Origin of the sequence: Desulfosceptrum tomskiensis (genome assembly GCF_049818055.1) — a bacterium.
In the GTDB taxonomy this organism is placed as follows: Bacteria; Bacillota; Desulfotomaculia; order Desulfotomaculales; family JASEER01; genus JBFLVT01.
Genome location: NZ_CP187479.1, coordinates 234710 through 261169, shown reverse-complemented (window position 1 = coordinate 261169; position 26460 = coordinate 234710). Strand labels below are relative to the sequence as shown.

The 26460-nt window shown below is 56.0% G+C and carries 28 protein-coding genes, 2 tRNA genes and 1 pseudogene; 8 read left to right on the top strand and 23 right to left on the bottom strand.

Features of this window, described 5'->3' with window-relative positions; translation table 11 throughout:
- Nucleotides 1-3 precede the first annotated feature (3 nt).
- Nucleotides 4-930 (top strand): selenium metabolism-associated LysR family transcriptional regulator, encoded by a 927-nt coding sequence (locus ACPV0M_RS01385; protein WP_425621213.1) that lies wholly within the window; start codon nucleotides 4-6, stop codon nucleotides 928-930.
- Here the strand turns inward: ACPV0M_RS01385 and ACPV0M_RS01380 are convergent.
- The 21 genes and pseudogenes from ACPV0M_RS01380 to ACPV0M_RS01280 all read right to left on the bottom strand — a co-directional run bounded on the left by ACPV0M_RS01380 (nucleotide 899) and on the right by ACPV0M_RS01280 (nucleotide 17017).
- The gene (locus ACPV0M_RS01380; RefSeq protein ID WP_425621212.1) at nucleotides 899-1807 is read right to left on the bottom strand and encodes a bifunctional enoyl-CoA hydratase/phosphate acetyltransferase; all 909 of its coding nucleotides are present in this window, start codon (nucleotides 1805-1807) and stop codon (nucleotides 899-901) included. The genes ACPV0M_RS01385 and ACPV0M_RS01380 overlap by 32 nt on opposite strands.
- A 27-nt stretch (nucleotides 1808-1834) precedes the next feature.
- Complete coding sequence (buk, locus tag ACPV0M_RS01375) at nucleotides 1835-2896, bottom strand: butyrate kinase (RefSeq protein ID WP_425621211.1); 1062 nt, start codon at nucleotides 2894-2896, stop codon at nucleotides 1835-1837.
- A 291-nt stretch (nucleotides 2897-3187) separates the two neighbouring features.
- Nucleotides 3188-3263: transfer RNA gene (locus tag ACPV0M_RS01370), tRNA-Thr, on the bottom strand.
- Between the two features lie 98 nt (nucleotides 3264-3361).
- Nucleotides 3362-3652, bottom strand: coding sequence for a hypothetical protein (locus ACPV0M_RS01365; RefSeq protein ID WP_425621210.1), 291 nt, complete (start codon nucleotides 3650-3652; stop codon nucleotides 3362-3364).
- Between the two features lie 64 nt (nucleotides 3653-3716).
- Nucleotides 3717-4331 carry a hypothetical protein gene (locus ACPV0M_RS01360; protein ID WP_425621209.1) on the bottom strand — a complete coding sequence of 205 codons (615 nt, stop codon included), beginning with the start codon at nucleotides 4329-4331 and terminating at the stop codon, nucleotides 3717-3719.
- Nucleotides 4332-4449: 118 nt separating this feature from the next.
- On the bottom strand, nucleotides 4450-4890 hold the full coding sequence (locus tag ACPV0M_RS01355) for a universal stress protein (RefSeq protein ID WP_425621208.1): 441 nt from the start codon (nucleotides 4888-4890) through the stop codon (nucleotides 4450-4452).
- A gap of 28 nt (nucleotides 4891-4918) precedes the next feature.
- Nucleotides 4919-5263, bottom strand: coding sequence for an MTH938/NDUFAF3 family protein (locus tag ACPV0M_RS01350; protein WP_425622229.1), 345 nt, complete (start codon nucleotides 5261-5263; stop codon nucleotides 4919-4921).
- 23 nt (nucleotides 5264-5286) lie between these two features.
- Nucleotides 5287-5646: a universal stress protein gene (locus tag ACPV0M_RS01345; protein WP_425621207.1), complete on the bottom strand. Its 360-nt coding sequence runs from the start codon at nucleotides 5644-5646 to the stop codon at nucleotides 5287-5289.
- Nucleotides 5647-5992: 346 nt separating this feature from the next.
- Entirely contained in the window at nucleotides 5993-8473 is a 2481-nt protein-coding gene (leuS, locus tag ACPV0M_RS01340; protein ID WP_425621206.1) for a leucine--tRNA ligase, read from the bottom strand.
- A 143-nt stretch (nucleotides 8474-8616) separates the two neighbouring features.
- Nucleotides 8617-8691, bottom strand: a tRNA-Ala gene (locus tag ACPV0M_RS01335).
- Between the two features lie 208 nt (nucleotides 8692-8899).
- Entirely contained in the window at nucleotides 8900-9262 is a 363-nt protein-coding gene (gene rsfS / locus ACPV0M_RS01330; RefSeq protein ID WP_425622228.1) for a ribosome silencing factor, read from the bottom strand.
- A gap of 35 nt (nucleotides 9263-9297) precedes the next feature.
- Nucleotides 9298-9558, bottom strand: coding sequence for an RNA recognition motif domain-containing protein (locus ACPV0M_RS01325; protein WP_425621205.1), 261 nt, complete (start codon nucleotides 9556-9558; stop codon nucleotides 9298-9300).
- Nucleotides 9559-9622: 64 nt separating this feature from the next.
- The gene (nadD, locus tag ACPV0M_RS01320; RefSeq protein WP_425621204.1) at nucleotides 9623-10225 is read right to left on the bottom strand and encodes a nicotinate-nucleotide adenylyltransferase; all 603 of its coding nucleotides are present in this window, start codon (nucleotides 10223-10225) and stop codon (nucleotides 9623-9625) included.
- 162 nt (nucleotides 10226-10387) lie between these two features.
- A pseudogene (locus tag ACPV0M_RS01315) lies at nucleotides 10388-10468 on the bottom strand (glutamate-5-semialdehyde dehydrogenase); the annotation flags it as partial.
- A complete protein-coding gene (locus ACPV0M_RS01310; protein ID WP_425621203.1) occupies nucleotides 10444-10773 on the bottom strand; it encodes a hypothetical protein in 330 nt (109 codons plus the stop codon). The gene ACPV0M_RS01310 and the pseudogene ACPV0M_RS01315, both read right to left, overlap by 25 nt.
- Nucleotides 10766-11275, bottom strand: coding sequence for an HIT family protein (locus tag ACPV0M_RS01305; RefSeq protein WP_425621202.1), 510 nt, complete (start codon nucleotides 11273-11275; stop codon nucleotides 10766-10768). The genes ACPV0M_RS01310 and ACPV0M_RS01305 overlap by 8 nt, the downstream gene beginning before the upstream one ends.
- A gap of 26 nt (nucleotides 11276-11301) precedes the next feature.
- Nucleotides 11302-12450, bottom strand: a complete 1149-nt coding sequence (proB, locus tag ACPV0M_RS01300; RefSeq protein WP_425621201.1) for a glutamate 5-kinase — start codon at nucleotides 12448-12450, stop codon at nucleotides 11302-11304.
- Nucleotides 12451-12501: 51 nt separating this feature from the next.
- Nucleotides 12502-13779 (bottom strand): GTPase ObgE, encoded by a 1278-nt coding sequence (gene obgE / locus ACPV0M_RS01295; RefSeq protein WP_425621200.1) that lies wholly within the window; start codon nucleotides 13777-13779, stop codon nucleotides 12502-12504.
- A gap of 2 nt (nucleotides 13780-13781) precedes the next feature.
- On the bottom strand, nucleotides 13782-14342 hold the full coding sequence (locus ACPV0M_RS01290) for a Spo0B domain-containing protein (protein WP_425621199.1): 561 nt from the start codon (nucleotides 14340-14342) through the stop codon (nucleotides 13782-13784).
- Between the two features lie 146 nt (nucleotides 14343-14488).
- Nucleotides 14489-15715: a D-alanyl-D-alanine carboxypeptidase family protein gene (locus tag ACPV0M_RS01285; RefSeq protein WP_425621198.1), complete on the bottom strand. Its 1227-nt coding sequence runs from the start codon at nucleotides 15713-15715 to the stop codon at nucleotides 14489-14491.
- Nucleotides 15716-15874: 159 nt separating this feature from the next.
- Nucleotides 15875-17017, bottom strand: coding sequence for a S1C family serine protease (locus ACPV0M_RS01280; protein ID WP_425621197.1), 1143 nt, complete (start codon nucleotides 17015-17017; stop codon nucleotides 15875-15877).
- A gap of 255 nt (nucleotides 17018-17272) precedes the next feature.
- Here ACPV0M_RS01280 and ACPV0M_RS01275 point away from each other — a divergent pair, with 255 nt between their 5' ends.
- Nucleotides 17273-17728, top strand: coding sequence for a hypothetical protein (locus tag ACPV0M_RS01275; RefSeq protein ID WP_425621196.1), 456 nt, complete (start codon nucleotides 17273-17275; stop codon nucleotides 17726-17728).
- A gap of 203 nt (nucleotides 17729-17931) precedes the next feature.
- Here ACPV0M_RS01275 and ACPV0M_RS01270 read toward each other — a convergent pair whose 3' ends face one another.
- Both ACPV0M_RS01270 and ACPV0M_RS01265 read right to left on the bottom strand, forming a co-directional pair.
- A complete protein-coding gene (locus tag ACPV0M_RS01270) occupies nucleotides 17932-18759 on the bottom strand; it encodes a TIGR02186 family protein (protein ID WP_425621195.1) in 828 nt (275 codons plus the stop codon).
- On the bottom strand, nucleotides 18759-19685 hold the full coding sequence (locus ACPV0M_RS01265) for a sulfite exporter TauE/SafE family protein (protein ID WP_425621194.1): 927 nt from the start codon (nucleotides 19683-19685) through the stop codon (nucleotides 18759-18761). The genes ACPV0M_RS01270 and ACPV0M_RS01265 overlap by 1 nt, the downstream gene beginning before the upstream one ends.
- A gap of 352 nt (nucleotides 19686-20037) precedes the next feature.
- Between ACPV0M_RS01265 and ACPV0M_RS01260 the strand changes: the two genes are divergently transcribed.
- From ACPV0M_RS01260 to ACPV0M_RS01235, 6 genes are all read left to right on the top strand, one after another.
- Nucleotides 20038-21366, top strand: a complete 1329-nt coding sequence (locus tag ACPV0M_RS01260; RefSeq protein WP_425621193.1) for an acetyl-CoA hydrolase/transferase family protein — start codon at nucleotides 20038-20040, stop codon at nucleotides 21364-21366.
- A gap of 302 nt (nucleotides 21367-21668) precedes the next feature.
- Nucleotides 21669-23126, top strand: a complete 1458-nt coding sequence (locus ACPV0M_RS01255) for a hypothetical protein (RefSeq protein WP_425621192.1) — start codon at nucleotides 21669-21671, stop codon at nucleotides 23124-23126.
- 122 nt (nucleotides 23127-23248) lie between these two features.
- Complete coding sequence (locus ACPV0M_RS01250; RefSeq protein ID WP_425621191.1) at nucleotides 23249-23431, top strand: hypothetical protein; 183 nt, start codon at nucleotides 23249-23251, stop codon at nucleotides 23429-23431.
- A 14-nt stretch (nucleotides 23432-23445) separates the two neighbouring features.
- Nucleotides 23446-24357, top strand: a complete 912-nt coding sequence (locus ACPV0M_RS01245; RefSeq protein WP_425621190.1) for a sulfite exporter TauE/SafE family protein — start codon at nucleotides 23446-23448, stop codon at nucleotides 24355-24357.
- A gap of 23 nt (nucleotides 24358-24380) precedes the next feature.
- Nucleotides 24381-25850, top strand: a complete 1470-nt coding sequence (locus tag ACPV0M_RS01240; protein ID WP_425621189.1) for an SLC13 family permease — start codon at nucleotides 24381-24383, stop codon at nucleotides 25848-25850.
- 69 nt (nucleotides 25851-25919) lie between these two features.
- Complete coding sequence (locus tag ACPV0M_RS01235; RefSeq protein ID WP_425621188.1) at nucleotides 25920-26450, top strand: HPP family protein; 531 nt, start codon at nucleotides 25920-25922, stop codon at nucleotides 26448-26450.
- Nucleotides 26451-26460 lie beyond the last annotated feature (10 nt).

The following is a 26460-nucleotide window of genomic DNA, read 5'->3' as shown; positions in this document are numbered from 1 at the left end:
GCTATGAACTTTCATCAATTGCATATTTTCAAGGTAGTAGCTGATAAGAAGAGTTTTTCTAAAGCTGCGCGGAATTTGTTCATCTCGCAGCCAGCCGTTAGCATGCAAATTAAATCCCTGGAAGACCACTTCGGAGCAAAGTTACTCGAACGAAATACCCACCAGGTGAATCTGACAGAAGCCGGGCGTGTTCTGTATGATTACGTGGAGAAGATCCTGTCTTTGGCGGATGATGCGGAAAAAGACATCTCTGCCATAACAGGTTCTATGAGAGGCACCCTATCTATTGGAGCAAGTTTTACTTTGGGTGAGTATGTAATTCCTCAGCTAATTGGCCGTTTTAAGAATCAGTATCCACAGGTCAAGGTATTTCTACAGGTAACCAATACAGAGCGAATTACAAGGTGGGTATCAGAGCACATCTTAGATTTAGGGCTGGTGGAAAGTCATATTGATGATCAGGAGTTAGTTGTAAGTCCATTTTTGCAAGATGAGCTGATTGTAATAATCCCGACCGGTCACCCTTTAGCCGGACGGAAGTCTATCTCGCTGGATGAATTCGTTGCGCTGCCTCTGGTGTTGCGAGAGCAGGGGTCGGGCACAAGAAAAGTTACCGAAAAAAGATTGAGGGAAGCTGGAGTAGAATTTTCTGCATTAAATGTTGTCATGGAATTAGGAAGCATCGAGGCGGTAAAGAGGGCTGTAGAAGCCGGTTTTGGCGCCAGTATCATTTCCGTGTGGGCGGTTCAAAAAGAATTGAAGCTGTGCACGCTTATACCTGTTCGGATCAAAAGAATTTCTTTACTTCGGGATTTCTATATTATTTACAAAGAAAGCAGGTCGCACACGCCTATAGTTAATGAGTTCGTCTCCTTTATACAGCATGGGTGCTCTTCACCTACGACTGGGCCACTGAATAGCAGGCCATAGCTATGGAAGTGGCTTTGCCGTAAGGAGTTTCCGCTCTAGAGGCAAACACCACCGGTTTCGCCGCACCGAGGACCAGCCCAGCCATGCGGCCGTTGGCAAAGTACATAATGGCCTTGCTTACCGCGTTGCCGACCTCGATATCGGGAACCAGCAAAAGGTCGGCCCTTCCTGCTACCGGGTTGTGAATCCCCTTCTGCTCTGCCGCTTCGGCGCTGAAAGCCACATCAAGAGCCATCGGCCCTTCGACCAGGGCCCCCTTGATTTCCCCTCGCTCAGCCATCCCGGCCAGTTTCGCGGCGTCAATGGTCGACGGCATCTTGGGGTTGACCTTTTCATTCGCCGATAAGACAGCGACTTTAGGCTCGGGAATGCCCATCGTATGCATGAACCTCACAGCGTTATTCAAAATTGCTGCCTTCTGTTCAAAATCCGGAGCGATATTGAAACCGGCGTCGGTTATATACACGAGCCGCTGATAGCCAGGTATCTCCAGGGCGGCGATGTGGCTCAGGATATTTCCTGTCCGGAAGCCGTAGGCGGGGTTGAGAATGGTCCTGAGCAGGTCGGCGCTGTTGACCATGCCCTTCATCAATACGTCGGCCTCACCTGTAGCGACTTTCTCGACCGCGATACGCGTGGCTTCTATGGGGTCGGGCTCGTGGATGAAGTCGATGCCGTTCAGGTTCAGCCCCACTTCCAGGGCCAGCCTCCAGATGTGATCCTGGTGGCCGACCAGCAGGAAATCGGCGATCTCCTCCTTGCGCGCCTTCTTGACAGCCGCCAGAACGCTGTCGTCGTCGGCTGCAGCCACGCAAACCCGCCGCTTGGGCATACCCTTAACCTTGTTAATGATCTGCCTGAAATTCTCAAAACTCATCTGTCGTACCTCCAGACGTAAGTAGCCTTAAGCATAGCTTAGCGGTTGCTCTTCTCCCCGCAGTACGCGGAGGACGCCCAGGGCCAGCGCTTCCATTTCTTCCTCTCCAGGTACGGTTACGACAGGAGCGATAAAGGCAACACGGGACGTAATTTCACGCACAACATATTCTGAGTGGGCAATACCGCCGGTCAGGATGATCCGATCCACGTTCCCGTATAAAACTGTAGCCATGGCGCCAATCTCCTTAGCGATCTGATAGCACATCGCCCTGACGACGGTTGACGCCTTCTCCTCGTTGCGGGCGAGCATCTGTTCAACCTGCGTGAAATCCTTGGTCCCCAGATAGGCGAACAGCCCGCCGCGCCTGGTGGCTTTAGCCAGCATCTCATTCAAGGTGAAGGCGCCGGAATAGCAAAGTTTGATCAGAGACACGCAGGGAAGCGTGCCGCACCTCTCCAGTGAAAAGGGACCTTCGTTGTTAGCATTGTTGACGTCGATCATCCTGCCCCGGCGGAAGGGGGCCACCGAAATGCCGCTGCCGAGATGGACGATGATAAAGTTGAAGTCGGAAAACTTACCGCCCAGAGAAGCGGCAACCTTCCGCCCCACGGCCCGCATGTTCAAGTTATGCGCCACGCTTACCCGCGGGAGTTCGGGCATGCCCGAAAACCGGGCCAGGTCCTCAAACTCGTCGATCGACACGGGGTCGACGGTATAGGCGGGGATGTTATACTTCCTGCCCAGGTTAAAAGCCATGATCCCTCCCAGGTTCGACGCGTGCTCCCCGTACTTGCAGGTATACAGGTCATTGTACATGGCTTCATTAATGATATAGGTCCCTCCCGTCAGAGGGGCCAGCAGTCCTCCTCGCGCAGCGATGGCATCGAAATCGCTCACGGCGAAATTATGGTCGTTCAGGACTTTGGTAATGGCCTGCAGTCTTTCCTCGTACTGGCTGATGATCCCTTGTTTGCCGTCTGCGTCCCAGGTGCGGTGGACGATCACCTCTTTATAGACGCATTTTTCGCCCTCATAGACGGCGACCTTGGTAGACGTGGAACCAGGGTTGATAACAAGAATCCTCAACTTAAGCCACCCCTTCGCCGGTCAACAGTTCTGCTCCAGATGCAGATTTCGCCCTGGATTTCGTCCTCCCCTTCCCAGTCAAGAACATCAAAATGCCCGAAACTCCATCTTTGCTCAAAACCCTGACGGCGAAATCCGCGGCCAGATCAGGCGCATACGGTGATAGCAGATCGGCAGATCTTTGCCAAACGCCTTTTTAGCAAGGCTGAAGCCGCTGGAGAATGTGACCGATGGACGGTTAATGACGGCAAAAAGCCTCCGGGAGCTGATCCCGGAGGCCTTATTTTTCAATGGAGCTGGCGGCCGGATTCGAACCGGCGACCTGCGCATTACGAGTGCGCTGCTCTACCTGCTGAGCCACGCCAGCATAATGGGCGGGCATTCAATGTGCACGCACATTATATTTTACCCAAACCGCAAAGCCCTGTCAATGTTCGGAATATACCAACACCGGGGGTTAGGCGGTCAGCCTCTAGGGGCTTGCCCTTTCATAAGCCAGAGTTTCTGCCCCCGGGGACTCAAGCCCCACAGGACCCCGTCGTGGAAAACCATGCCGGCCTGTCTTAAGGTCTCAAGCTCAACCCTGGCGATGTAATCGCCGGGGGTATCCATAAAGGAATCGGGAACGCGGGAAAGCTCCTCGGGCATTACAGGAAAGGCAAGGGCAACGTCTCCTTCATCACAAGGTCCCATTACGGCCAAAAAGCCCATAATCTGTAGCTGCCTGGGAGTCGGCTCCCAGAAAAAGACGCTCAACGACGGCCCCCCCCAGCGGATGTCACTTAGATAGTCAAGTCAATCCCTATGATAGCATGAAAAGCTAAACACTTTCCAGCCTAATCGCCCGCTCCAGGCGGGAGGCGATGCGTCCCAGCGTTTGCGCCGATTCTGTAAATCTCTCCAACTCCCCGCCGTCCTGTCGAACCGACTGCAGGCTGACGCAGGTCTGCTGTATCGTTTCGGCCAGCCGTACGGTCTTGAGGGTCAGGTCGTGAATCACCGCCAGAAGCCGGTACTTGCTCAGCCTGTAAACCGTATCGGCAAAGGTCTCCAGCTCGCCTGCATTGCTGGCTACCTTGAGAAGCTCGTTAATGCGCAGGGTTACTTCGGGAAAAACACTGCGCACCTGGCGGCACCTTTGGAACAATCGTCCTGCGGCCTTTGTCACCGCTTCAACGCCGGCGGGGTTCGCATGGCCCGCGAGGCCGGTCATCCCAGGCTGCCCCAGCCTGGCCAGGTCGACGCTCAAAGCGGCCCCTTCGGCGGCAATCATTAATAAACCCCTTGCAGCGCGAGTCAATGCTATCGCGTCGGCCAGGACATCACGAGCCGGGACTTCGGCGCTTAAAGCAGCGGCATCCGCAAGGTTGATTATCTTATCCTCGGTATACAGGGCATGTAAATTTAAGGTATCGTTTATTCGTTTCTGTTTCACGGCTAACCCCCCATTGGCATTAAGCACTGGCATTGAGACATCGGATGTGAATCAAATACTCTAGAACTTAATGCTCATTGCCATATGTCTTATCAGTATTTTGCATACTGACGCCTGGTTAACATACGACAGTAACGTTACAGGGACTCATATGTAAGACTTTGTAGGCTACGCTTCCAAGAGAAAGATTGCCGTTTTGTTGTGATGAACGCCCTCGCTTGCCGACAACTATATGATCAAACCCTTCAGTTAGGGCATACCGGCAGAGAGTTAAACCCGGGTCTCCACCTGCTACGCTTTCAAAAACAGCGTCTACGCCTGCCTGAGACATAAGGTCTTTGGCCATGCGCGTAACGCGGGAAACCTCATAGCCGCCGCCGGTAGCTGTTTGGCAGGCGGGGTCTCTATACAGGCTTTCCGGGAGCGGCCGGACAACCACAACTGCCGTAATTTCAGCACCGGGGGTTTCACTCGCCATCTTGGCAGCATATCTTGCGGCACGTAACGAATATTCGGAACCATCCAGACCCACGAGTACCTTAGGCACACTCCTCACCATCCCTAACTTGTGATATTGGGTACTTTCACTAGCATAGAAGATGCATGCAGGCCGCTATTTTTCTGTGTCCCAATTGTTTGTTGTAAAACTCCCAGGCCTGACCGGTAGGCATAATCACTGAATCGATGCCCTGTTCCCGCATATAAGACTTAAGCTTGTCAGGAACAAACAAGCAACCGGCAAAGCCCGTTCCGAACACTACAACTTCCGGCTTCTCGGCGAGGATCCACCCCACGTCTTTAAGGCTTACACGGTGTTCCGTTTCTCGCTTCCAGGGCTTTACACCGTTTTTCGTAAGGAGAATGTCCTCCTTGTAATTTTTATCACCCACACCCATTTCTCCATAAAAACAATATCTAATTTCCGGCTGCATCAATCGTGCTACCCCCTTCCGTTTTAAACAACAATTACAGGACACGGACTAAGATGGAGAATCCGGTACGCAACGCTTCCCAGATAGCTCCCGCCCACTCTTTCTGCAGAACGTCCCTGTTTGCCAATGACAAGCTCATCAAAACCTTCCTGGGAAGCAACCAGGCAAATCAGTTCCCCGGGATCCAGACCGTAAATATCTCGGATCTTTGCTTTGAGGCCGTACTGACCAAAGGTTTCCCGGATTTCTTTCTTAACGTTGGGTAGTTCGAGTCCGACACTCTCACCCTCAGAGTCAAGATGCTGAGCCTGAAGAACCGGGAGAGAAACAATCAGCACCTCCAGCGTGGCGTTACCGCATTCCGCAACATCCTTCACGGCCAAGCGCAAAGCATCATATGAACTCTGTGAACCATCCACAGCAACCAGTATTCGCTTCACATTATCACCTTACCGCTTTGTGATTGTGATTTTTAGCACAATCTTTTAGTTTTAATTTACCTGCTGGGTTACTTCGTGTCAATCACCTGTCCGAGATTATTTAAGACCATCAACAGCCTTATACAAGAAATGGGGAGACAATACTCGTTATATCGGCTATTTTTAACCTAACGGCTGCGGATTAGGATCCTGGAAAACAACAAAGGAACCGTTACGGCTCCTTATCAGATTCCAAGAGGTCTGTTTCTTGTTCTTAATTTCTTAAATTTTATGTCTTATGCCTCACGTCTTACTTCACCACGATATTGATCAGTTTCCCCGGCACCGGGATGATCTTTAAGATCCTCTTCCCTTCCAGCAAAGCCTGGATCCGGGGCTGGGAAAGGATCAGCGCTTCGAGTTCGGAAAGACTGATGTCGGCCGGCACCAGGACGCGGTCGCGGACTTTGCCGTTAATCTGGACGACCATAGTGACGCTGTCTTCAACAAGCATTTCCGGATCGTACTGCGGCCACGGCTGCCGGTGGACGCTCCCCTGGCAGCCGCAGCGCTCCCAAAGCTCCTCAACGATGAAAGGCGCAAAGGGCGCAAGCAGCAGCAGGAGATGCTCGACGGCCTCGCGCAGGACCGCCGGGTCGCGGTCGACTGCGGGGACACGGTCCCGGTACTGATAAAGGCCGTTGACCATTTCCATGATAGCGCTGATGGCTGTGTTGAAGTTGAACCTCTCGTCGATGTCCTCCGTGACTTTCTTGATGGTGTAGTGGGTCAAGCGGCGCAGGCCTCTGTTAACCCCCACCAGGTAGCCGGCGGGCTGGGCGGGGGCGGTGCGAATCTCGTCACCCAGAGAGTTTACCAGGCGCCACACGCGCTGCAGGAAACGGTAACAGCCCTCCACGCCCTGGTCGGACCACTCCAGGTCGCGTTCGGGCGGCGCGGCAAAAAGGATAAAGAGCCGGACCGTGTCAGCCCCGTACTGTGCGATAATGTCCTCGGGGCTAACGACGTTGCCCTTGGACTTCGACATCTTGGCGCCGTCCTTGAGCACCATGCCCTGGGTCAGAAGGTTGGCGAATGGCTCCTCAAAGTTGACCAGGTTCATATCAAAGAGCACTTTGGTGAAAAAGCGCGAGTACAGCAGGTGCAGAATGGCATGTTCCACCCCGCCGATGTACTGATCCACCGGACACCAGCGCCCGACGGCATCGATGTTGAAGGGCCGTTCCTCGTCCCGCGGGCTGACATAGCGGAAGTAATACCAGGACGAATCGATAAAAGTGTCCATCGTGTCGGTTTCCCGCCTGGCTGGTCCGCCGCATGCGGGGCAGGATGTGTTGACGAAGTCCTCCGCGTCGACCAGCGGCGACTGCCCGGACGGCTTAAAGGCCACGTCGGAAGGCAGGATCACCGGCAGTTGCTCCTCGGGAACCGGAACGGTGCCGCACCCTTTGCAATAGACGATGGGGATGGGGCAGCCCCAGTAGCGCTGCCGCGAAATCAGCCAGTCACGCAGGCGGTAATTGATCGTCCTCTTGCCCAGGCCCATTTTTTCGAGGTGTCTGGTGATCTCGGGAATGGCCTGCTTGTTGGGCAGGCCGTTGAACGGCCCGGAGTTGACGAGCACACCGTTACCGTCGTAGGCCGCGGTCATGTCCCGGACATTGATCGCGGCGCCCTCCGGCTGGATGACGACTCTGATCGGCAGATCGTATTTCCTGGCAAACTCGAAGTCCCGCTGGTCGTGGGCCGGAACGCCCATCACGCAACCGGTGCCGTACTCCAGCAGGACGTAATTGGCCGTCCAGATGGGCACGGCTTCACCGGTCAAGGGATTGACGCAGGACGCGCCGATCGGGATGCCTTGTTTCTCGGCCTCCCCGGAGGTCCGGTCGAGCTCGCTGAGGTTGCGCGCCCGCCTGACAAACTCCTCGACCTCGGCGCGGCGTTCGGGAGCCGTGAGTTTATCCACAAGAGGATGTTCCGGCGCGAGCACCATGTAGGTTACCCCGAACAGGGTGTCCGGGCGGGTCGTAAAGACGGTGATCTTTTCATCGAAACCCACCACGTCAAAAGCGATCTCGGCGCCCTCGCTTCTGCCGATCCAATTCTCCTGCATGATCCGGACCTTGTCCGGCCATCCCTGAAGCTTTTGCAGATCGCGCAAAAGCCTCTCCGCGTAATCGGTGATCTTTAAAAACCACTGGCTGAGTTCGCGCCGTTCGACGTCGGTTCCGCAGCGTTCACAACGGCCGTGGACCACCTGCTCGTTGGCCAGAACAGTGGCGCAGGCCGGGCACCAGTTAACGGGCGCCTTTTTCTTATAGGCCAGGCCCCGCTTGTAAAACTCCAAAAAGAACCACTGTGTCCACCGGTAATAGCCGGGGTGGCAGGTGGCGATTTCCCGCTGCCAGTCATAACTTACCGCCATTTGCTTCAACTGGCGGCGCATCTCGCTGATGTTATCCCAGGTCCACTTTTCCGGAGGTATGCCGTGCTTGATGGCCGCGTTCTCGGCCGGCAGTCCGAAAGCGTCCCAGCCCATAGGGTGTAGGACATCGTAACCGCGCATCCTCTTGAACCGGGCAACCACGTCGCCGATGGCGTAGTTGCGCACGTGCCCCATATGGAGTTTGCCGGATGGGTAGGGGAACATTTCAAGGCAGTAAAACTTGGGGTTGTCGGAAAAGTCCGGGATGGAGTAAGGATCTCCGCTTTCCCAGCGCCGACGCCATTTCTCCTCAATCTCCGCAAAACGGTAACGATCGTCCAAAACACTCACTCCAATTGAATCAGTCGTACGTATAGGCTATAAGAAATAAAGATTTTGGAAACGTTTTCTTTCGAAAACGTTTCCAAATAATTATAAAGCCCCCAACCTTAAAAGGCTAGAGGCCCTTTACCAGAATTTAAGTTTGGTGGAGCTGGCGGGGATCGAACCCGCGACCTCTACCATGCCAAGGTAGCGCGCTCCCACTGCGCTACAGCCCCATCACACTTTCCAATTATACGATACGGCACCTGCAAAGTCAACAACCGGTTCGGACATTAGATGTAAGACTTAGGACGTAGGAACGCCAAAGGATTCGTAAAGGTGGATTTGAAAGAATCATCATAGCAACAAGCCGTAAACCTCAAGCCATATCAGCAGGAAAACGATTCGAACCCGTATCTCGTCCTAAGTCCTAAGTCCTATTTCCTAAGTCTGCAAGCCTGCCTGCAGGCTGACGACCGGCGCGTCTCCCCACAAGCGCTCCAAGTTGTAAAACACTCTTTCCTCTTCGACAAAAACATGGACGATCACGCTGCCGTAATCGAGCAAAACCCAGCGTCCTTCCCGGTAGCCTTCCCGACGCAACGCAGAAACACCCTGTTCCTTGAGGGTTTCCTGGATACGATCGGCAACAGCCCTGACATGCGTCGTGGAACGCCCGCTGACGATGACGAAGTAGTCGCTGATTATCGTCAGCCTGCCAATATCAAGGACGGTTATGTCATAGCCGCGTGTGTCCTGCGCGGCCTTGACACAGGTCTCTGCCAGCGTTCGGGGATCCAATAACAACACTCCCTCCGGTTCCTCCGGGAGCGGCATGTCACCTAATAATTGCGGCCTTCTTCTCTGGCCCTCGCTTCGTTGACGGTAATAATCCGTCCGCCGACCTCAGTGCCGTTGACAGCCGAGACCATAGCTTCGGCATCCTCGTCCTTGACTTCCACGAAGCCGAAGCCGCGGGAACGACCGGTCTGACGGTCGGTTATGATACGGGCGGATACAACCTCTCCGTACGGCCGGAAAATCGCCTCCAGGTCTTCAGGTTTCGTGGTCCAGGGCAAATTGCCTACATACAGGGTGCGCACTACCCAAGTCACCTCTTTCGCAGTTTATTCTATTATTTGCAATATCGCCGGCGGTGATGCAAGCCTAACGATAAAGCCCATGGGTCATAATGTAAGCCTCGACGGTTTCAGGCAAAAGGTACTTGATCGGCCGGCCCTCGCGAACGCGACTGCGGATATCGGACGAAGAAATGGCCAGTTCCGGCGTTGCAAACGGGATAATCCTGCGCATCAGATGCTCGGGCAGTTTGCTCAGTTTCTCATTTAAGCTGGCGAGGTTGTAGCCCGGCCGCCTGACGGCGACGAAAAAACACATCTGCAAAAGTTCCTGCACCCTGTGCCAGGTCAGTATCTCCTGAATGGCATCCGCTCCGGTAATAAAAAAGATCTGTTCCGGCTTGAGCTCGCGTTGGAGGTCGGTGATCGTGTCATAGGTATACGACAGCCCGGGGCGCTTAATTTCAAGATCCAGGACTGTAAAGAAAGGATTGGAGGCGCAAGCCAAAGCCGTCATGGACAGCCGGTGCGCGGGTTCGGTTATCGCCGAGCAGGGTTTGTGGGGCGGTCTGCCGGACGGAACGAAGAACACCTTTTCCAACTCCAACTCGTAGCGGGCACCCTCTGCGGCAACCAAATGGCCGTAATGCACGGGATCAAAAGTCCCGCCCATTACCCCGATTCTCCTCACCAATCTCCTCCTCCACGGGGATTACCCCAACGTGCGCATCGTTTCTTAAAGCCGGTGCGTCTTGCCAAATTACTCCTGTGGAGATTCATTACATTATATAGTCAGTCCCGCGAAAAAGCAAGGCAACCAACACCTAAAACCTCACACCCGCCGCCGGTGTTGTTACGTCCGGACCTGCCCGCTGCCGAAGCAGACGTATTTGATCGTGGTCAGCTCCTTCAAGCCCATGGGGCCTCTGGCGTGCCCGGAATCTCGCTGACGGGATCGGGCAGGCCGGCCACCACCCGCAGCCCTTCCGCCATATCGGCGATACGGGCTTCATTGAGCAGAAGGCGATCGAGCAACGCCTTGGACAGGCCTTTTTCTCTGCCCGCCTCCATATCGAGCCGGTTGGCCGCCAGGATTTCCCTGCTTCCGGCCGACAGGGCGTCGGCCATCGCTCCAAGGGCTTTATCCTTGCCGCTCGCGGGCAGGTAGGCCAGGCGCCTGGCCGCGCTCCGGCAGCGGGCGGCCTTTTCTTCCAGAGCACGTCTGATCTCTTCACTCATTCGCGTTCTCCTCCCGTTCTTGCCGCATGGCTTCCTTTAGTTTGCGATAGCTGTCGTCCAACGATTCGGAGATGACCTTGACGTCCCCGAACACCGGCATAAAGTTAACGTCCCCGTTCCAGCGCGGCACGATGTGGATGTGGAAGTGGCCGGGGATTCCCGCACCGGCCACCCGGCCCACGTTGATGCCGATGTTGAAACCGTCGGGCTTCATCGCCCGGCGTAAGAGCCGCGCCATCCAGCGCGTGACCTCGAAAAGCTCCTGCAGTTCCTCGCCGCTCAAATCGTCCATCTCTCCCACGTGGCGCTGAGGGGCGATCAGGAGGTGCCCGTTATTGTAAGGGTACAGGTTGAGCAGCACAAAACAGCGTTCGGTCCTGGCAAGCACGTAATTTTCCTGATCACGGCTGTCTTTAAACTTTTGGCAAAAGATGCACTCCGGATCCGGTTCGATAGCGCTGGTTACGTATTTCGAACGCCATGGAGCCCATAGTCTGTCCATTCCCTTAACACCTCAATCAGATTAGCCTAATGCTTAATGCTAGTGCCGTTTTGGGCGACGGCCATATTGTTGCGGTGAATAACTTCGTGGGAGCGCTCCCGGCCAAGCATCGCCCTGATTTCGGCAGTCTTGGCCCCCATGATTCTGGCCACCTCTTCAGCCGAAAAATTGACGATTCCGCGGGCGATCTCGTTCCCTTCGGGGTTTATGACGCTGACGGTTTGCCCGGGGCGGAAATCGCCCTCGACCCTGACCACCCCGGAGGGAAGCAGGCTCTTGCCGCGTTCCAGCAGCGCGCGGGCCGCTCCCTCATCAACGTGAATCCGGCCCTTGGCAGCGGCGCCGAAGGCGATCCACCGCTTTTTCGCTTCGAGCCTGTGCTGTGACGCCCAGAAGACGGTACCGGTCTCCTCGCCGGCGACGATCCGGCGGATGACATTTTGTTCGGCGCCCCGGGCTATGACCATCACCGTCCCGGACTGGGTGGCCACTTTGGCGGCGTGGAGCTTGGTCACCATGCCCCCGGTGCCGAACGGCGTCCCCGCCTTCCCGGCCAGAGCTTCAATCTCGGGGGTGATTTCGCTCACCGAGGGGATGAACTCAGCCCGGAGGTCTTCGCGCGGGTCAGCGGTGTACAGCCCGTCGATGTCCGAAAGCAGGATCAGCAAGTCGGCGTTGATCAACCCCGCCACGAGGGCCGAAAGCAGATCGTTGTCGCCGACCTTGATCTCGTCGACGGCCACGGTGTCGTTTTCGTTGATCACGGGCACCACCCCATAAGAAAGGAGGGCATTGAGGGCGTTGCGGGCATTGTTGAATCTCTTGCGGTCGGCGAAGTCCTCCCTGGCCAGCAAAACCTGGCCGACGGTCACCCCGTACTCAGCGAAAAACTTTTCGTACATGTGCATCAGGATACCCTGGCCGACCGCCGCGCAGGCCTGCTTCGCCGGAATCGCCTTGGGGCGCCGTTCCAGGCCCAGCTTGCCGATCCCGGCGCTGATGGCCCCCGAGGTGACAAGGATGATCTCTCTGCCCTGATTTTTCAGGTCGGCCATCTGGCGAACCAGGTTCTCCATGCAAGCCAGGTTGAGTTTGCCGTTCGGATAAGCCAGCGTACTGGAGCCAACTTTGACGACGATGCGCCGTGAACCGGCGAAATCGCTCCTTGCTTCCACTTTTTCCACCTTATACGCGTCAATTATTATTGAGCATAGCACAAGCAGCCTCTACGTGGTAGGGTTTTCCTGGTATTCGAACTCGAAGTCGCCGATGCGCACGGTGTCTCCCGGACGCACTCCGCGCTCCCGCAGGGCGTCTTCTACGCCCATCCGCCGCATGACGTCCTGCAGGCGGTAAACGGCTTCTTCGTTGTCGAGGTCGGTCATGGCCACCCGGCGCTCCAGTTCCCGGCTTTTGACCCGGAAAACCCCGTCCTCGCGCAAGACCTCGAGGAAGTCGTCCTCGGCCTCATCAGCGTCGTCCTCCGCGATCTCCACGACCTGCGGGCGGGGAATCGTTTCGAGAAGTGTTCCGGCCCGGAGTATCAGCTCGCGCAAGCCTTCACCCGTGGCCGCCGAAACGGGGAAGATCTCGTAGCAGTCTCCCAGGGCGTCCCGGAGGCGCAGCAGGTTCTCCTCCGCTCCGGGGATGTCCATTTTATTGGCGGCGACAATCTGCGGCCTGGAAGCCAGGCGCTCGTCGTAGCGGGCCATCTCACGGTTGATCACGTTAAAGTCGTCCAGCGGGTCCCGGCCTTCGGTGCCCGCCGTGTCCAGCACGTGGATCAAAAGCCTCGTGCGCTCGATGTGCCGCAGGAAGCGATGGCCCAGCCCCGCCCCGGCGTGGGCGCCTTCAATCAGGCCAGGGATGTCGGCAAGTACGAAACTGCATCCCTCGCCCAGTCTTACCACACCCAGGTGCGGTTCCAGGGTCGTAAAGGGATAGTCGGCGATCTTGGGCCGCGCCGCCGAAACCTTGGAGATGATGGTGGACTTGCCGGCGTTGGGGAAGCCGACCAGGGCGATGTCAGCCAGCAGCTTCAGCTCCAGCTCGACCCACAGTTCCTCGCCGGGCTCGCCCTTTTCCGCAAAAGCCGGCGCCTGGCGCACGCTGGTCGCGAAGTGGACGTTCCCCCGTCCGCCTCGCCCCCCGCGGGCGACAACCACCCGTTGGCCGTGGGCGGCAAGGTCGGCGATAGGACGGCCGTCCTGGGCCCGGCGAATGATCGTGCCCACGGGGACCTTTATCACCAGGTCGTCCCCGTTTCGGCCGGTCATGCGTCTCCCCTGGCCGTGCCGACCCCGTTCGGCCTTGAAGTGTTTCTTATAGCGGAAATCGATCAGGGTGTTGAGGCCCTCGTCAGCCTGGAAGACGACGTGGCCTCCCCGTCCCCCGTCGCCACCCGCCGGCCCGCCGTGGGGGACGTACTTTTCGCGGCGGAAGGCGACGCACCCGTTACCCCCCGCCCCCGCCTCCACCTTTATCTTGGCATAGTCGTAAAACAACGTTACTCCTCCTGTCGCGGCAGGCTGACAGACAACAGCGCATGGTCTTCAGCAATCCTGAAATCAACCCGCCCGCCGCATAGCTGCATCCGGTCGCCGGCCGACCGGAACCATTCCCCCGTCAGAGGGTGTTCCGAGCCGGTATTGGGAATCTCCAGTTGGAGCAGGTAGGCGCCGTCTGCAGCGTCAACCACTATTTTAACCGTTCGGGACGTGCCTTCCAGCGGAACAACCAGCCCGCCGGCAAGATTGAAAACCTCTTCGAGCGCGGACGCCAGGGTTTCTTCTTGGACCATGCAGGCGGCAAAATTGGTACGGATGTCCAGTACGAAAGGTACGCGGTAGCGCAGGCAATGCTGGTAAAAACCCAGAATGGCTGCCGCCGCTTCGGGGTTGGCGATTTTGGCCGCCGCGTTAATGGTCTTAATCTGTGCCGATACTTGACGGATGTATGCGGGGATGCACTCCGGCTTATTGAGCTGCACGTAGCCGGAGATGACGGCGAGGTGGTTCATCATTTCATGGCCGTAGGCGCGTATGAAGCGGAGCAGGTTTTCAGACACGCGAGTCATCATCCTTCGGCAAGAGCATTTCCTGCTAATTCGTGCCGGCCATGGATCATCCCTGCTTTTTTGGCATTGGGCATTTGAGCGCTGAGCCTTGAGCACGGGGAATGGGAATGGGGCGCTGACTATTGAACAGGTACCCGTCAATCGAGCTGGGGACGCCGCCCGCTGAATCGCAACCTGCGGGACTGCCACCTGCGCCGCCGCGCGACTCGCCTGAGGCCTTCAAACGCCAGAAGAGGCGTGCCGATGCCCAGCAGCAGCCACAAGAGCCAGAGCGAGCGCTGGCGGGGAACGTCGGCGGCCGCCACCAGGTCAACCTCGCCGATCTGCCTTTCCCCCAGGTAGAGGGCCAGTTTCCCGACCTTTTCGCCTTCAGCGATGGGGGCTTCCAAACCGCCGTTTACCTCTATTTTCCACTGGATCGGCGGCAGGCCACCGTCAACCGGAACGACGTAGCTGAAGGACGTTGCGGTCTCGAGCTGCAGTTTTTCAGCCCCGCGTGCGACGGGGACGCCCGCGATCACCCTGTCCGGCTGCACGATTTCGGCGCTCTTAAAAGCCGTGAAGCCGTAGTCCAAGAGTCTGGTGGAATCCGCCCAGAGTTCCTGCCCCTCGCTTTTCAGCACCACGCTGAGCACTTCGCGCCCGTCGCGCCGGGCCAAAGCTACCAGGCACTGTTTTGCTTCCGAGGTGTAGCCTGTTTTTACGCCCTCACACCCATCGTAGCGCCAGAGAAGCTTGTTGGTATTGATAAGCAGCTTCAAGGCTTCCGGGTCTTCCCTGGTGATGGTGTGGGTGCGGGTGGCGACGATCTCCCGGAAACGGGGGTTCTTGAGGGCGGCCTGGGCGATCACAGCCAGATCGCGCGCCGTCGTGAAGTGATCCTCGTCCGGCAGGCCGTGCGGCGTTGTAAAGTGCGAATGCGTGGCCCCGAGGGACGCCGCCTTGGCATTCATCAGCTTGACAAACTCCTCAACCGAGCCACTGACTTCCTCGGCCAGGGCCACCGCCGCGTCGTTGGCCGAATTGATCAGGAGGGCATAGAGGAGATCCTCAACGGTTATCCTTTCGCCTTCTTTCAGCCAGACCGCGGAGCCGTCAGTCTCACTTGCCCGCTTGCTGACTGTTACCACCTTGGACAGATCGGCCTTTTCAAGGACGATCAAGGCCGTTAGAATCTTGGTGGTGCTGGCTGGATACATGGGCTTATCGGGGTTCTTGGCATACAGTATCTGGTTTGTCTGGATGTCGACCAGGAGAGCGGCCTCGCTATTGATCTGGGGTTCAGAAGCGGCATAAGCCGGGGAGTTTAAAGAAACGGCCAGTATGAGCGACAGTACCAGCAGTAACGTCTTGCGTTTCATCATCCACCTGTATGACAAGAATGTTTATTGCGGCATACCTTCATTATTATAACGCAACGACACCAACAAAGACCACCCGTTTGACGGCCGTAAAAAGGAGCCCCGGACCGGGCTCCCGCAGTCTAGGTATCCTAATGCCTGGCGCCTAACGCTTACAGCCAATTAGGGTTTGCGTTCCAGTACCAATTCCTGGGTCACACTCTCGCCGTCCCGCTGTAAGACCACCTTAATCTTTTCGCCGACTTTCCTGGCCCGAATAGTTGTAACCACGTCATTGGGAGAGCTGATCTTCCTGTCGTTGATCTTGAGGATGATGTCACCCGGCCTGAGCCTGGCCTTGGCGGCAGGACTGTTGGGAACGACGGCGAGGATCAGGGCTCCCTCGGGACTCTGCAACCCGGCGTACTGGGCCATCTCCGGGGTAAGGGTTTCAAGCTGCACACCCAGCCAGGGGTGGCTGATTTGGCCGGTCCTCAGCAACTCATCCAGCACCGGCCGGATGGTGCTGGTCGGAATGGCAAACCCGATACCCTGAGCCTGGGCGTTAACGGCGGTGTTGATACCGATGACCTCGCCCTGCAGGTTCAGAAGCGGACCGCCGCTGTTGCCGGGATTGATGGAGGCATCCGTTTGCAGCAGGTTTTCGTAACTACGGTCCTCAATGGTTATCGGCCGGCCCTTGGCGCTGACAACGCCCATGGTGACGGTGTGGTCCAAACCGTAAGGGTTACCGATGGCAATAACCAGATCCCCCACGCGAACGCGGTCCGAATCGCCGATCTTGAGATAAGGCAGGTCCTTCTTGACATTGACCTTGAGAATGGCCAAGTCGAGGTCGTGGTCAGAACCAATAACCTGAGCGGGAATGGGTTTGTCGAAGCCGGTTATCGTTACATTAATGGCGCTCGCGCCCTGGATGACGTGTTCGTTGGTGAGGATGTAACCGTCTTTGGAGAAAATGAAGCCCGAGCCCATGCCATGCCGCTCCCGCGGTTGCGACGGTACAAACGACCGCCCGAAAAACTCACGGAAAAACGGGTCATTAAACAGGGGATCCCACTGGGGATAGCTGCTGGAAATCACAGTGGTGTCGATTTTAACGACCGCCAAGCCGACCTGGCTGACGATATCGGCCACGGAGTTATTGTTTAGGCCCGGTATTTGCGGCGAGGCAATCGCTGAAGGCCGGGGCAGCGCGGGGTTGTCACCGTCGCCGCAGCCTCCGATAACCAAGCCGCTGCTGAACAACGCGCCTGCGAGAAGCGCAACCAGCGCTACCAGTATCAAGACTTTTTTACTGCTCACCAGACTCCCCTCCTGATGAAAGGTTTTACCACTAGAAGTATAGTTTATCGCGGATATTCTAGCAACAAATTATGTCCAATATGTGACAAAACCCTAACACCTTTAGTAATGCACCTTCAAATCTCATGCATTTGGGAGGTAAGTCTACAAAAACTACCGCCGTTAACGCCGTGCTGCAGCCGCACTGCATAGAACAACACTCACAGGCAAATACTAATGCTGATTTTCAATAATTTTTGGAAAGCGGGGCAGGATATGCGGGACAGCATCGTTACCGGCCTGATCGCCGGTATTTTGGCAGGCCTGGTCTACTTAGTCCTTGCCTGGGGTCTATGGTTGGCAGGTATCGCCAAAACGACCCCGCTCCATATTTCAGCGCATGTGTTTTTGCCACCCGGTGCGGCAACCGGGACGATTCCCGCCCTGACCTTCGGTTTTATCGTCCATCTCATCGTCTCTGCGCTTTTTGGCATTATCGCTGTCGGCATGTTGCGCTTGACAGGTGCCGATTACCTCTGGGCCAAAGGGCTGGCATTTGGGGGGACGGTTTATCTTCTCGTCTACGGCTTGATTGCCCAAGCGTTTATCCCGGCAGCGGTGCTCCATCCCGACCTGGTTACGAGCGCGGTGTTCCTGTTTGGGCACCTGGTTTACGGGCTGATCGCCGTTCTTTTTGCGGGGTATTATATCCAGGCTGAAGAGCGGGCCTGAGTGTGGCCGCCCTGGGCTGGAAAAAGATACGTATAGGTGTTGGGTATAAGATGCCAAGAGGGAATCCCTATACGGGAATTTCACACTCGTTACTCTACCTGTCCAGGCATGATAAAGGCCGGTTTTTGCCGGCCTTTATGATCATACCCGCTTCTTGCTCCATTTAACGTAATACCTGATACCCGCGATACTCAACGCCCTGGCTAGTGGCCTACTTCCACGTGTTCTTCCTTGAAGACGGCCTTCTGCAGCCATTTGAAGAACTGGGCAATGAGAATGCCCGTCACCAGCGCGACACCCACGGCCAGGATACCATAGGCTACGGCGTTATGAGCCGCCATATCGCCGAGGGTACGGACCAGGCCGACCGCCTCGACGTTTAACAAAGCCGAAGAGCTAGCAACTACGCTCCCGTCGCTCCCCACTGCATAAACCAGAACCTTGGTTTGACCGCGCGGGATGTCGGCAGGAATCTGCAACGTAGCCGCAAACCGGCCCCCCGCAACCTGGACCGCATTCTCGTCCACAGTATAGAGATTTCTTTCCCTGTACAGCGCAATCAGCCCGTTGACGAACTCTTCCGCCCTTTCCTTGTCCAGGGTCACCGTCTTCTCTTCGTGCTTCTCGGTTACCTCGGCCAGGCTCTTGACAGCGCTGAAATCACTGTCGATACCCAGTTCCTTTTGCACGTCGGTCGGAATGTCAGCCATCTTACCGGAAGTGTAAACCTTAAACATGGCCGGCATTCCGGAAACCTGCGTCTTTTCGACCGTCATCCACACGCCGCTAACCTTGCCCTTTTTGCTTAGGGCAACACGTTTTTCGGGTGAAATCGCCTGAATAATGACCTGGCTACCCTCCGGCACCTTGCCGGTAACCTTGACTTCGCCGCCGTTGAAGCCCGTGCCGATCTCGATTCTGTCCGGTGTCAGCGTTATCTCCGCGCCGGAAGCCGCAAACCCCGCTGCCGCCAGGCCCAACACCAACGCAAAAACTGCGGCCAGGGCGAATGGCTTGAGCATCGTCCTCATTAGTGCCCGCCACCTCCGGAGCTGAACTGGATGAGCGCGCCAGGCGTCGCTACCAGCTCGAAAACAATCTTAACCATCACCGCCAGCACGATGACAGCCAGCAAGACACGCAACTGCTCTCCTTTGAATCTCCTGGAAAGCCTCGCTCCGATTTGGGCTCCGATCGTCGACCCGCAGAAAAGCAGAATGGCCAGCACGATGTCGACCGAGTGATTGGTAATGGCCTGCTGGATGGTAACGTTCATGGTTGTGAAGACGATCTGAAACAGGTCCGTCCCAATGGCTACAATCGTTGGCATCCCCAGCAGGTAAATCATCGCCGGCATGGTAATGAACCCGCCGCCGACACCCAGCAGGGCGGCAAGTGTACCGACAATAAAACCGAGGCCTACAACAAACAGCGCTGAAGTCCTGATCCCGGCAACCTTGAATTCCGTTTGCAAGGGAAGTTTGGCAACAAAACGTTTAAAAGCTGAGGGCTTGGCTCCCTCTTTCTTTGCGGCCTTCTTCCCCTTGAGCGCCTGAAGGCCTTCGATGAACATAAAACCGCCGACAAGGGTCAGCATTACCACGTAGATCAGTTTCATGGTGAGATCGTAGTTGCCCATCCCGCGCAGAACCTTGACTAACTGAGCACCTAACGTGCCGCCGAAAATCCCGCCGATCAAAAAGAAAGCGCCCAACTTCATATCCACATTACCCAGCCGTTTGTGCGCCAAAGCGCCGGAAGCCGAAGCCGCGACGATCTGGTTGGTGTCCGACGCTGCCGCCACAGCCGGGGGAATACCTACAAACATCAGCAATGGGGTGAGCAGGAAGCCTCCACCCACGCCAAACAGACCGGAAAGCACTCCAACCATCGCCCCAAGACCGGCGATGACGAAGACGTTAACCGGCATGCCGGCTACCGGAAGATAAATTTCCATAACTACCTTATCTCTCCTTATCGTGAAGAATTTAAAAAGGTGCTTCAATGTTAGTTTCCTGCGCCTACATTTCCTTACTGTTTCAGACAGCGCCGTACAGGTCTAGGATTGTGAACGACAGAACATGGTTGTTAAAACCCAGATCGTATGGAGGAGTGATCCTGTTAGCACCCCCTCACACATCGGCAGATATTTTGTCATCTCTGTCTATCCGGGAACAGGAAGTGTGGTTGTTAGCAATATACTAACTGATCATTTACAATAAGACAATATTTTTGTCACTACTTGCACAAGCAATTATAATTAAAGTAGGGATGATTTTGTCTCGGCCGTCGGGGAGGCCTGATATAGAATGGTTTGGTATAATGCCGGCCCTGTCTCGGACAAGAAAGAGCTGCTGGAAAGACAATGCCGGGAGAAGCTGAGGCAGCCGGAGGAGGCTGTTCAACTCATTAAGTCTGAAACCAATGTCGTGGTTCCCTTGGGCTGCGGCGAACCGGTTGTTTTGCTTGACGCCATGATCCAACGCAGACAAGCTCTGCGTAACGTCCGGATTCACCAAATGCTGCCCCTTCATGAGGCGGAGTACTTGAAGCCCGGAATGGAGCGTCACTTCCGCCACGTGTCGTGGCTGACCAGCGATGTTACGCGTCCGGGCGTGCAGGCCGGCAGAGCTGCCGCCATGTTCGGCTATTTTCACGAGTACCCCCGGTTTTTTGCTGAAAACGTTTGTATCGATGTCTTCATGGGCACCGTTTCCCGGATGGATAAACACGGCTTTTTCAGCTTCGGGGTTTCGGTAGACTACACGACCACGGCCGCGCAACACGCCAAAAAGGTCATCCTGGTGGTCAACCCCAATATGCCCCGAACCCATGGCGATACCTTTATTCACGTAACGCAGGCTGATGTGCTCGTAAAGGACGACAGCCCGCTCTGCGAATTCTTTTATCCCCCTCCGGCCGACACAGAAAAAACAATTGCGGGGTATGTCGCTGAACTTGTAGACGACGGCTCCACCCTTGCCCTGGGCATCGGACCGATCCCTCAGGCTGTGGCTCTCGGACTGCTGAACAAGAAGGGGCTTGGCATTCACTGCGAATTCATCACCGACGCCGTAGTCGACCTGGTTGAAGCAGGGGCGGCGACCAACCGTCGCAAGACGATCCACCAGGGGAAAATCATCTGTACGTCGGCGCTCGGCTCCCAAAAGCTTTACCGCTTTATCGACGACAATCCGATGATTGAAATGCATAAGGTCTCATATACCAATGATCCTAACGTTATCGCCCGCAATATCCGCATGGTGGCTGTCAACAGCGCTTCACAAGTAGACCTGCAGGGCCAGGCCGTGGTAGAGACTTTCGGGCCGAAACGTCTCGGAACCGGGGGCCATATCGATTTTGCCCGGGGAGCGGCTATGTCTGAAGGAGGAAAGTTCATTCTGGTCCTGCGCTCACGAAACAGGAAAAACCAATCGGCCATCGTGCCTGAACTCGGCCAAGGCGCTGTCGTGGGCATCGGACGTAATGATGTTGATTATGTTGTCACCGAGTATGGAGTGGCAAAACTTAAAGGGAAAACAGCTCGACAAAGAGCCGAGGCCTTAATCGCTATCGCCCATCCCGACTACCGCGACGGGCTCAAGGAAGCGGCCAAAAAACTTGGTCTGACACGATAAATGTAAGGACAAATTTGCCCTCCGTTCCATGTTGGAAGGAGGGCAAAATTCTTTAACGATCAGTGACAAAACTGTTGACGACATTAGAGCGCTATGCTAAAGTTAGGTCAGCCAGAATGTGCAAATGTTCACAAGCTTTGTCACTACACTTGACGTCATTGCCGGAACTTTATTTCATAGAAAGCAAGCTCAGCTAGTTGATTAATCGAACACGCAGTTTTGTGCGTTACATTTTTGTCACTACCAAGGCGTCGGAGGCACTTGTTGGTGACGTGCCAATCCAACCAGGACGGTGATGACCAGTGTTCTTTCGTAGGGTCACCACTAAAAGGCAGGGCAAGGAATACGTCTATCTCAAACTGATCGAAACCTACCGCGAAGGCGGCAAGGTTAAACAACGCGTCGTCGCCAACCTGGGTAACGTTGAACGACTCGCTCCCGAAAAAGTGCAGGCTCTGATCAACGGGCTCACCAAGATATACAGCCCTGGAGCGGCAATGGAATACTTGATGGATATTGAGTCTAAACCGCCGGGATCTGCGGTTCAACCGGTCGAACCCTTTCGGACCGCGTGGCGGGAACTCGGCATTCACCCCCTTCTCGGCCGCGAGGCTGAAACGGGCAAGGTCCATCCGAGTTTCCCCTGGATGGTTGAAGCCATGGTCCTGCAATATATCATTAATCCCGCTGAAACAAGGCCGATTAACGTCTCTTGCAACGATTTAGGCATTGATCAGTTAAAAGGGCAGGATTTGCATGGTATTGATTACTACCGCGCCATCTGTCACCTGTCTACAATCGTTCGCACTATCGAAATGCAGGTTCGGGATTCCCTGAACAAATACCTGGAAACGCCGGCTTACATGTGCTGCCTTCCGATAAACGGAGAGTTTATCGGGCACGAATGCGGCATTACCACTTCAGGGACATCGTATCAGGTCCGGCCCTATCGAAAGCCGTTAAAAGCAGCGATAATCGCCCATCCGTTAGGCGTTCCGCTGGGCTACCGTATCCTATCGGGGAATACTGCCGCCCTTGCAGCAGAACTGGAACAAAACTTCGGCGCCCCGATCCTCATTGTTATCCAGGATCCGGAAGACCCGTCTGTTACGTTGCTCAACCGCAGTTACATCCTGGTTGTTTCACAAGATCGTTTAGCCGAGGTGCCCGTGGCCGAAATTGATCCGTGGAGCGGCAACGATGTTATTGATAATGAGCTCTGGATTAAGAGCGTTCAGCATAACCAGGAACGCTATATCATCTGTCATAACCTGGCGCCCGAAACCCCTTCCGATCAAGCACTGGAAGAGAAAATCAGCCAGGCTGCCCGGGAACTCGACAAACTCAAGGCAGCCGTAAAACAAAAGAGGATTGTTCGCGAAAAAACAGTCCTCGAAAAAGCGCAGGAAATAATCAAGAGGTTGGAGTGCCAGGATCTTATAGAGTACCGCTTTGATCCGGGCAAAAGCACTTTCCAATACTCTCGCCGTGAGGAGGTGATCAAGAAGGAAAAGGCATTGCGTCGTACGCAGGTTTTAAAAACCGATCGCGCAGACCTGCCGGCCGTTGACCTCGTTGAGGCTTACACCGCTGCCACCGAATTAGCCAACGAACTCAAGACAGTACAAGACCTGACGAAAATGCCGGTCATTTACCCTTATGCGGACCACCAGCATTCCGAAGCCTTTATCGCAGGGCAGGCCCACATCTGCGCGCTGGGAGCGGCCGTCAAGCGCCTCGCCCGCCTGCAAAGGCGCTAATTGTCATCACATACGTAGTTGAAGTATACCATAACCAGTTAATTATTTCAAGGATATTTTTCGAAATCGTCACTACTTTCAAGTTGGTTTGGAGCCCGGCCCCACCCAAGGAGGCATCTCCTATGTTTGAATGGTTAACCGTGTACATCGCCCAGTCTTACGCTCAGAGTGCGCTTGCGTACAGTCTCACGGTACTGGCTCTGGTCATGAGCTGTGCCGCTGGTTTTGGGGCCCTGTCCGAAGTCGTCGCCCGTAAGCTGGCTACCCGGGACGCTGACCGCCGGCCTGCCGAATCCCGGCGGTAAGGGGGGTCTTTCTTATGTACCTGGCACTGGCAGATACCTTTACAAACGTTATCGCGCTGTTCGCCATCGCCCTCGGCATCGGCATCCTGATCCGTTTCCTTGGACACCTGGGCTGTCTGGCGGTTGTTCCCGCCTTGAACATTTTCGGGTTTCCAATGAGTTATGCCGTCGGCACCGGAACAGCGCACCTGTTTGCCCGGGCCATCGTCGATACCTTTCGTCAAGGGACGATGACCAACCCGGATTTCAGGCGGGGCATTCTACTGGGCCTGCAAACGGCGGCCGGGGTCAGTATCGGCAAGGTAATCCTGCTGACACTGGCCGGTCTGAACCTTACGGGCGCCCCGGTCCGCTGGATCTACATCGTTCTGCTGATTGCAGCCGGGATCGCTCTGGCAAGAAACCGCGGCCCGAACGGCTTGCCACAGCTTCCCCGAACAGCCGGCCTGCTGCCGTTCGTCGGCCTTTTTGCCGGCATCCTTACCGGGTTCACCGGAGCAAGCGGGGCCATTGTCTTAATACCGGCGATGACGATCCTGGGCATGACCAGGGAGCGAGCGTCTGCCACTGCAGCCCTGGCGATGCTGCTTGCGGCCGGATGGGGAACCTTCACCTTTGCACTCGGCGGCCGGGTGGAAGCCGTGGCGGTACTGGTGCTGGTTGCCGGAAGCACCATCGGTGAACAAATCGGGTTGATCTTCGAGCGGAGAGTTCCAAACTTCACCGTTCGCAAACCTGGATGTATTCTGCTGATAACAACCGGGTTGGCGTTAGCCCTGAAACAGTTCGGGCTGACTACCCCGGGAGGGTACCTGCTGTGGGGTACGAGCCTCCTAGTCGTAGTATTCGTCGTGATACGCGCCATCGTTGGCACCAGGTTGAAAGCCCCGGACTCCGATCCGGCGGTTAACAAAATCCTGGTTTAAGCAATTCGCATGAGGTGATTAGAATGACGACACCGGTTCTCAACGGCAAATCAATTGACTGGCGCAAAACATTCTTCCTGTTGCTCGGCCTGGCCCTGTTCTTTCTTTTCTACTTCGCCCCGCCCTTTGCCCCGGTCCATGACCCCACAGGCAAGGAATTTGCGCTACCGAAGGAAGGCCAGCGGGCCATCGGCCTCTTCCTGATGGCCGGCATCTGGTGGGTCTTTGAAGTTATTCCCATCGGCGTCACCGCGATCACCATCGGCGTCTTTCAAGGGCTGTGGGGTATTCGCAAAGCTTCCGACGCCTTCCACGATTTTATGGACCCCTCGGTGCTCTTTATCCTGGGCGCGCTTTTCATCGGGCTGGCTTTCTCCAAGTCGGGCCTGACCAAGCGCGTGGCCTTCAAGATGATCCAGGTGGCGGGCGAGGATACCCGGATCATCATGGGCGGCGTCTTCCTGATCACCATGGTCATGACCTGGATGATGGCTCACACCGCCGTCGCCGCCGCGATGTTCCCCATCCTGATGGTCATCCTGAGCCTGTACGGCGAGGAAGAAAAGCCAACCCGTTTCGGGAAGGGTCTCTTCATCGGCATGGCCTGGGCCGCCGGCGCCGGCAGCATCATGACCATGATGGGCGGCGCGCGTAACCCTGCCGCGGTCGGTCTGTTTCAAGAGTTTACCGGCCAGGAAATCTCCTTTCTGACCTTTTCCAAGTACATGTTCCCCATTGGTTTTGCGATGGTCGTTATGGTCTGGCTGCTGTGCGTCATCCTCTTCAGACCGGAGAAAACCCGCATTGTGGGTGTGCGCGACAAGGTCAGCCAGATGGCCGCCCAGATGGGGCCCATCACCAGGAACGAGATCTTTGTCGCCGTCGTTACGGCCATAGTTCTTGGTTTGCTGGTCATCCAGCAGTTCGTGCCGGCTCTCGAGCCGATCAACCGCAGCGTCCTCTTGCTGCTTGCCGGCCTGGTTTTCTTTATCTTCAACTTCTTCGATGTCGAAGACCTCGAGAAAAGGGTTCCCTGGAACATCATCCTGCTTTTCTCGGGCGCGATGAGCATCGGCTTCTGCCTCTGGAAGACAGGCGCCGCCGAATGGATGGCCGTCGGCTTCCTGGCGCTCTTCGTCAACGCCCACTGGCTGGTCTTCGTCCTGGCCATCTCCGCCCTGGTGATGGTCCTGACCAACTTCATCATGAACGTGGCGGCGATCGCCATCACCCTTCCGATCGCCCTTGTCGTCGCCAGCTACCTGGGGATCAATCCTCAAGTCATCCTTTTCGCCGCGGTCGCGATGGCAGGTGTGCCGTATATGCTCCTGATCGGCGCCGCTCCAAACGCCATCGCCTACCAGTCAAAGCAGTTCACCACCGGCGAGTTCTTCAGCTACGGAATCATCCCCAGCATTATCAGCATCGGCATCCTGGCGGTAATGGTGCTCATCATCTGGCCGCTCATGGGGATGCCCGGACTGCTTAAATAGTCAACGACAGGCGTTCAGGAGCTCCACAGCTCCTGAACGCCTCCACCTATGATTTAAGGAGGGAAGAGCATGCCTGCTGAACATAAGGTGCGCGACTTAATGATCCCGATTGAGGAATACAGCACTGTGCCAACGAACGCGACCGTCAAGGAAGCGATCGAAGTCCTGACCAAATCCTTTTCCCAGCTCGAATCAGGTGAATATGCCGGACACCGCTCGGTCCTGGTCATCGACGAGAACCAGCAGCCCGTAGGTCTATTGACTTTTCGGGACCTGATCAAGGCCATCGAGCCCAAGTTCGCCATCGATCCTTCCAAGGTTCCCGGCCACTCCATCCCCTACACCGATCTCCCCGATGTGGCCTGGGACGGCTACTTCACCCAGCGCTCCCAGCAGGAAGCCAAGCACCCGGTCAGCGAAGTGATGCGCCCGCTCAAGCTCCTGACCATCGATGCCGACGCGCCGCTCTTAAAAGCTGTCCACATGATGGTCAACAACGACGTCGGTTCCCTGCCGGTAACAGAAAACGGCAAGGTGGTCGGGATGATCCGTATCAACGAAGTGTTTATGGAAATTGCCAATGTTGTCAGCAAGACCTAAGGGGGGTAGT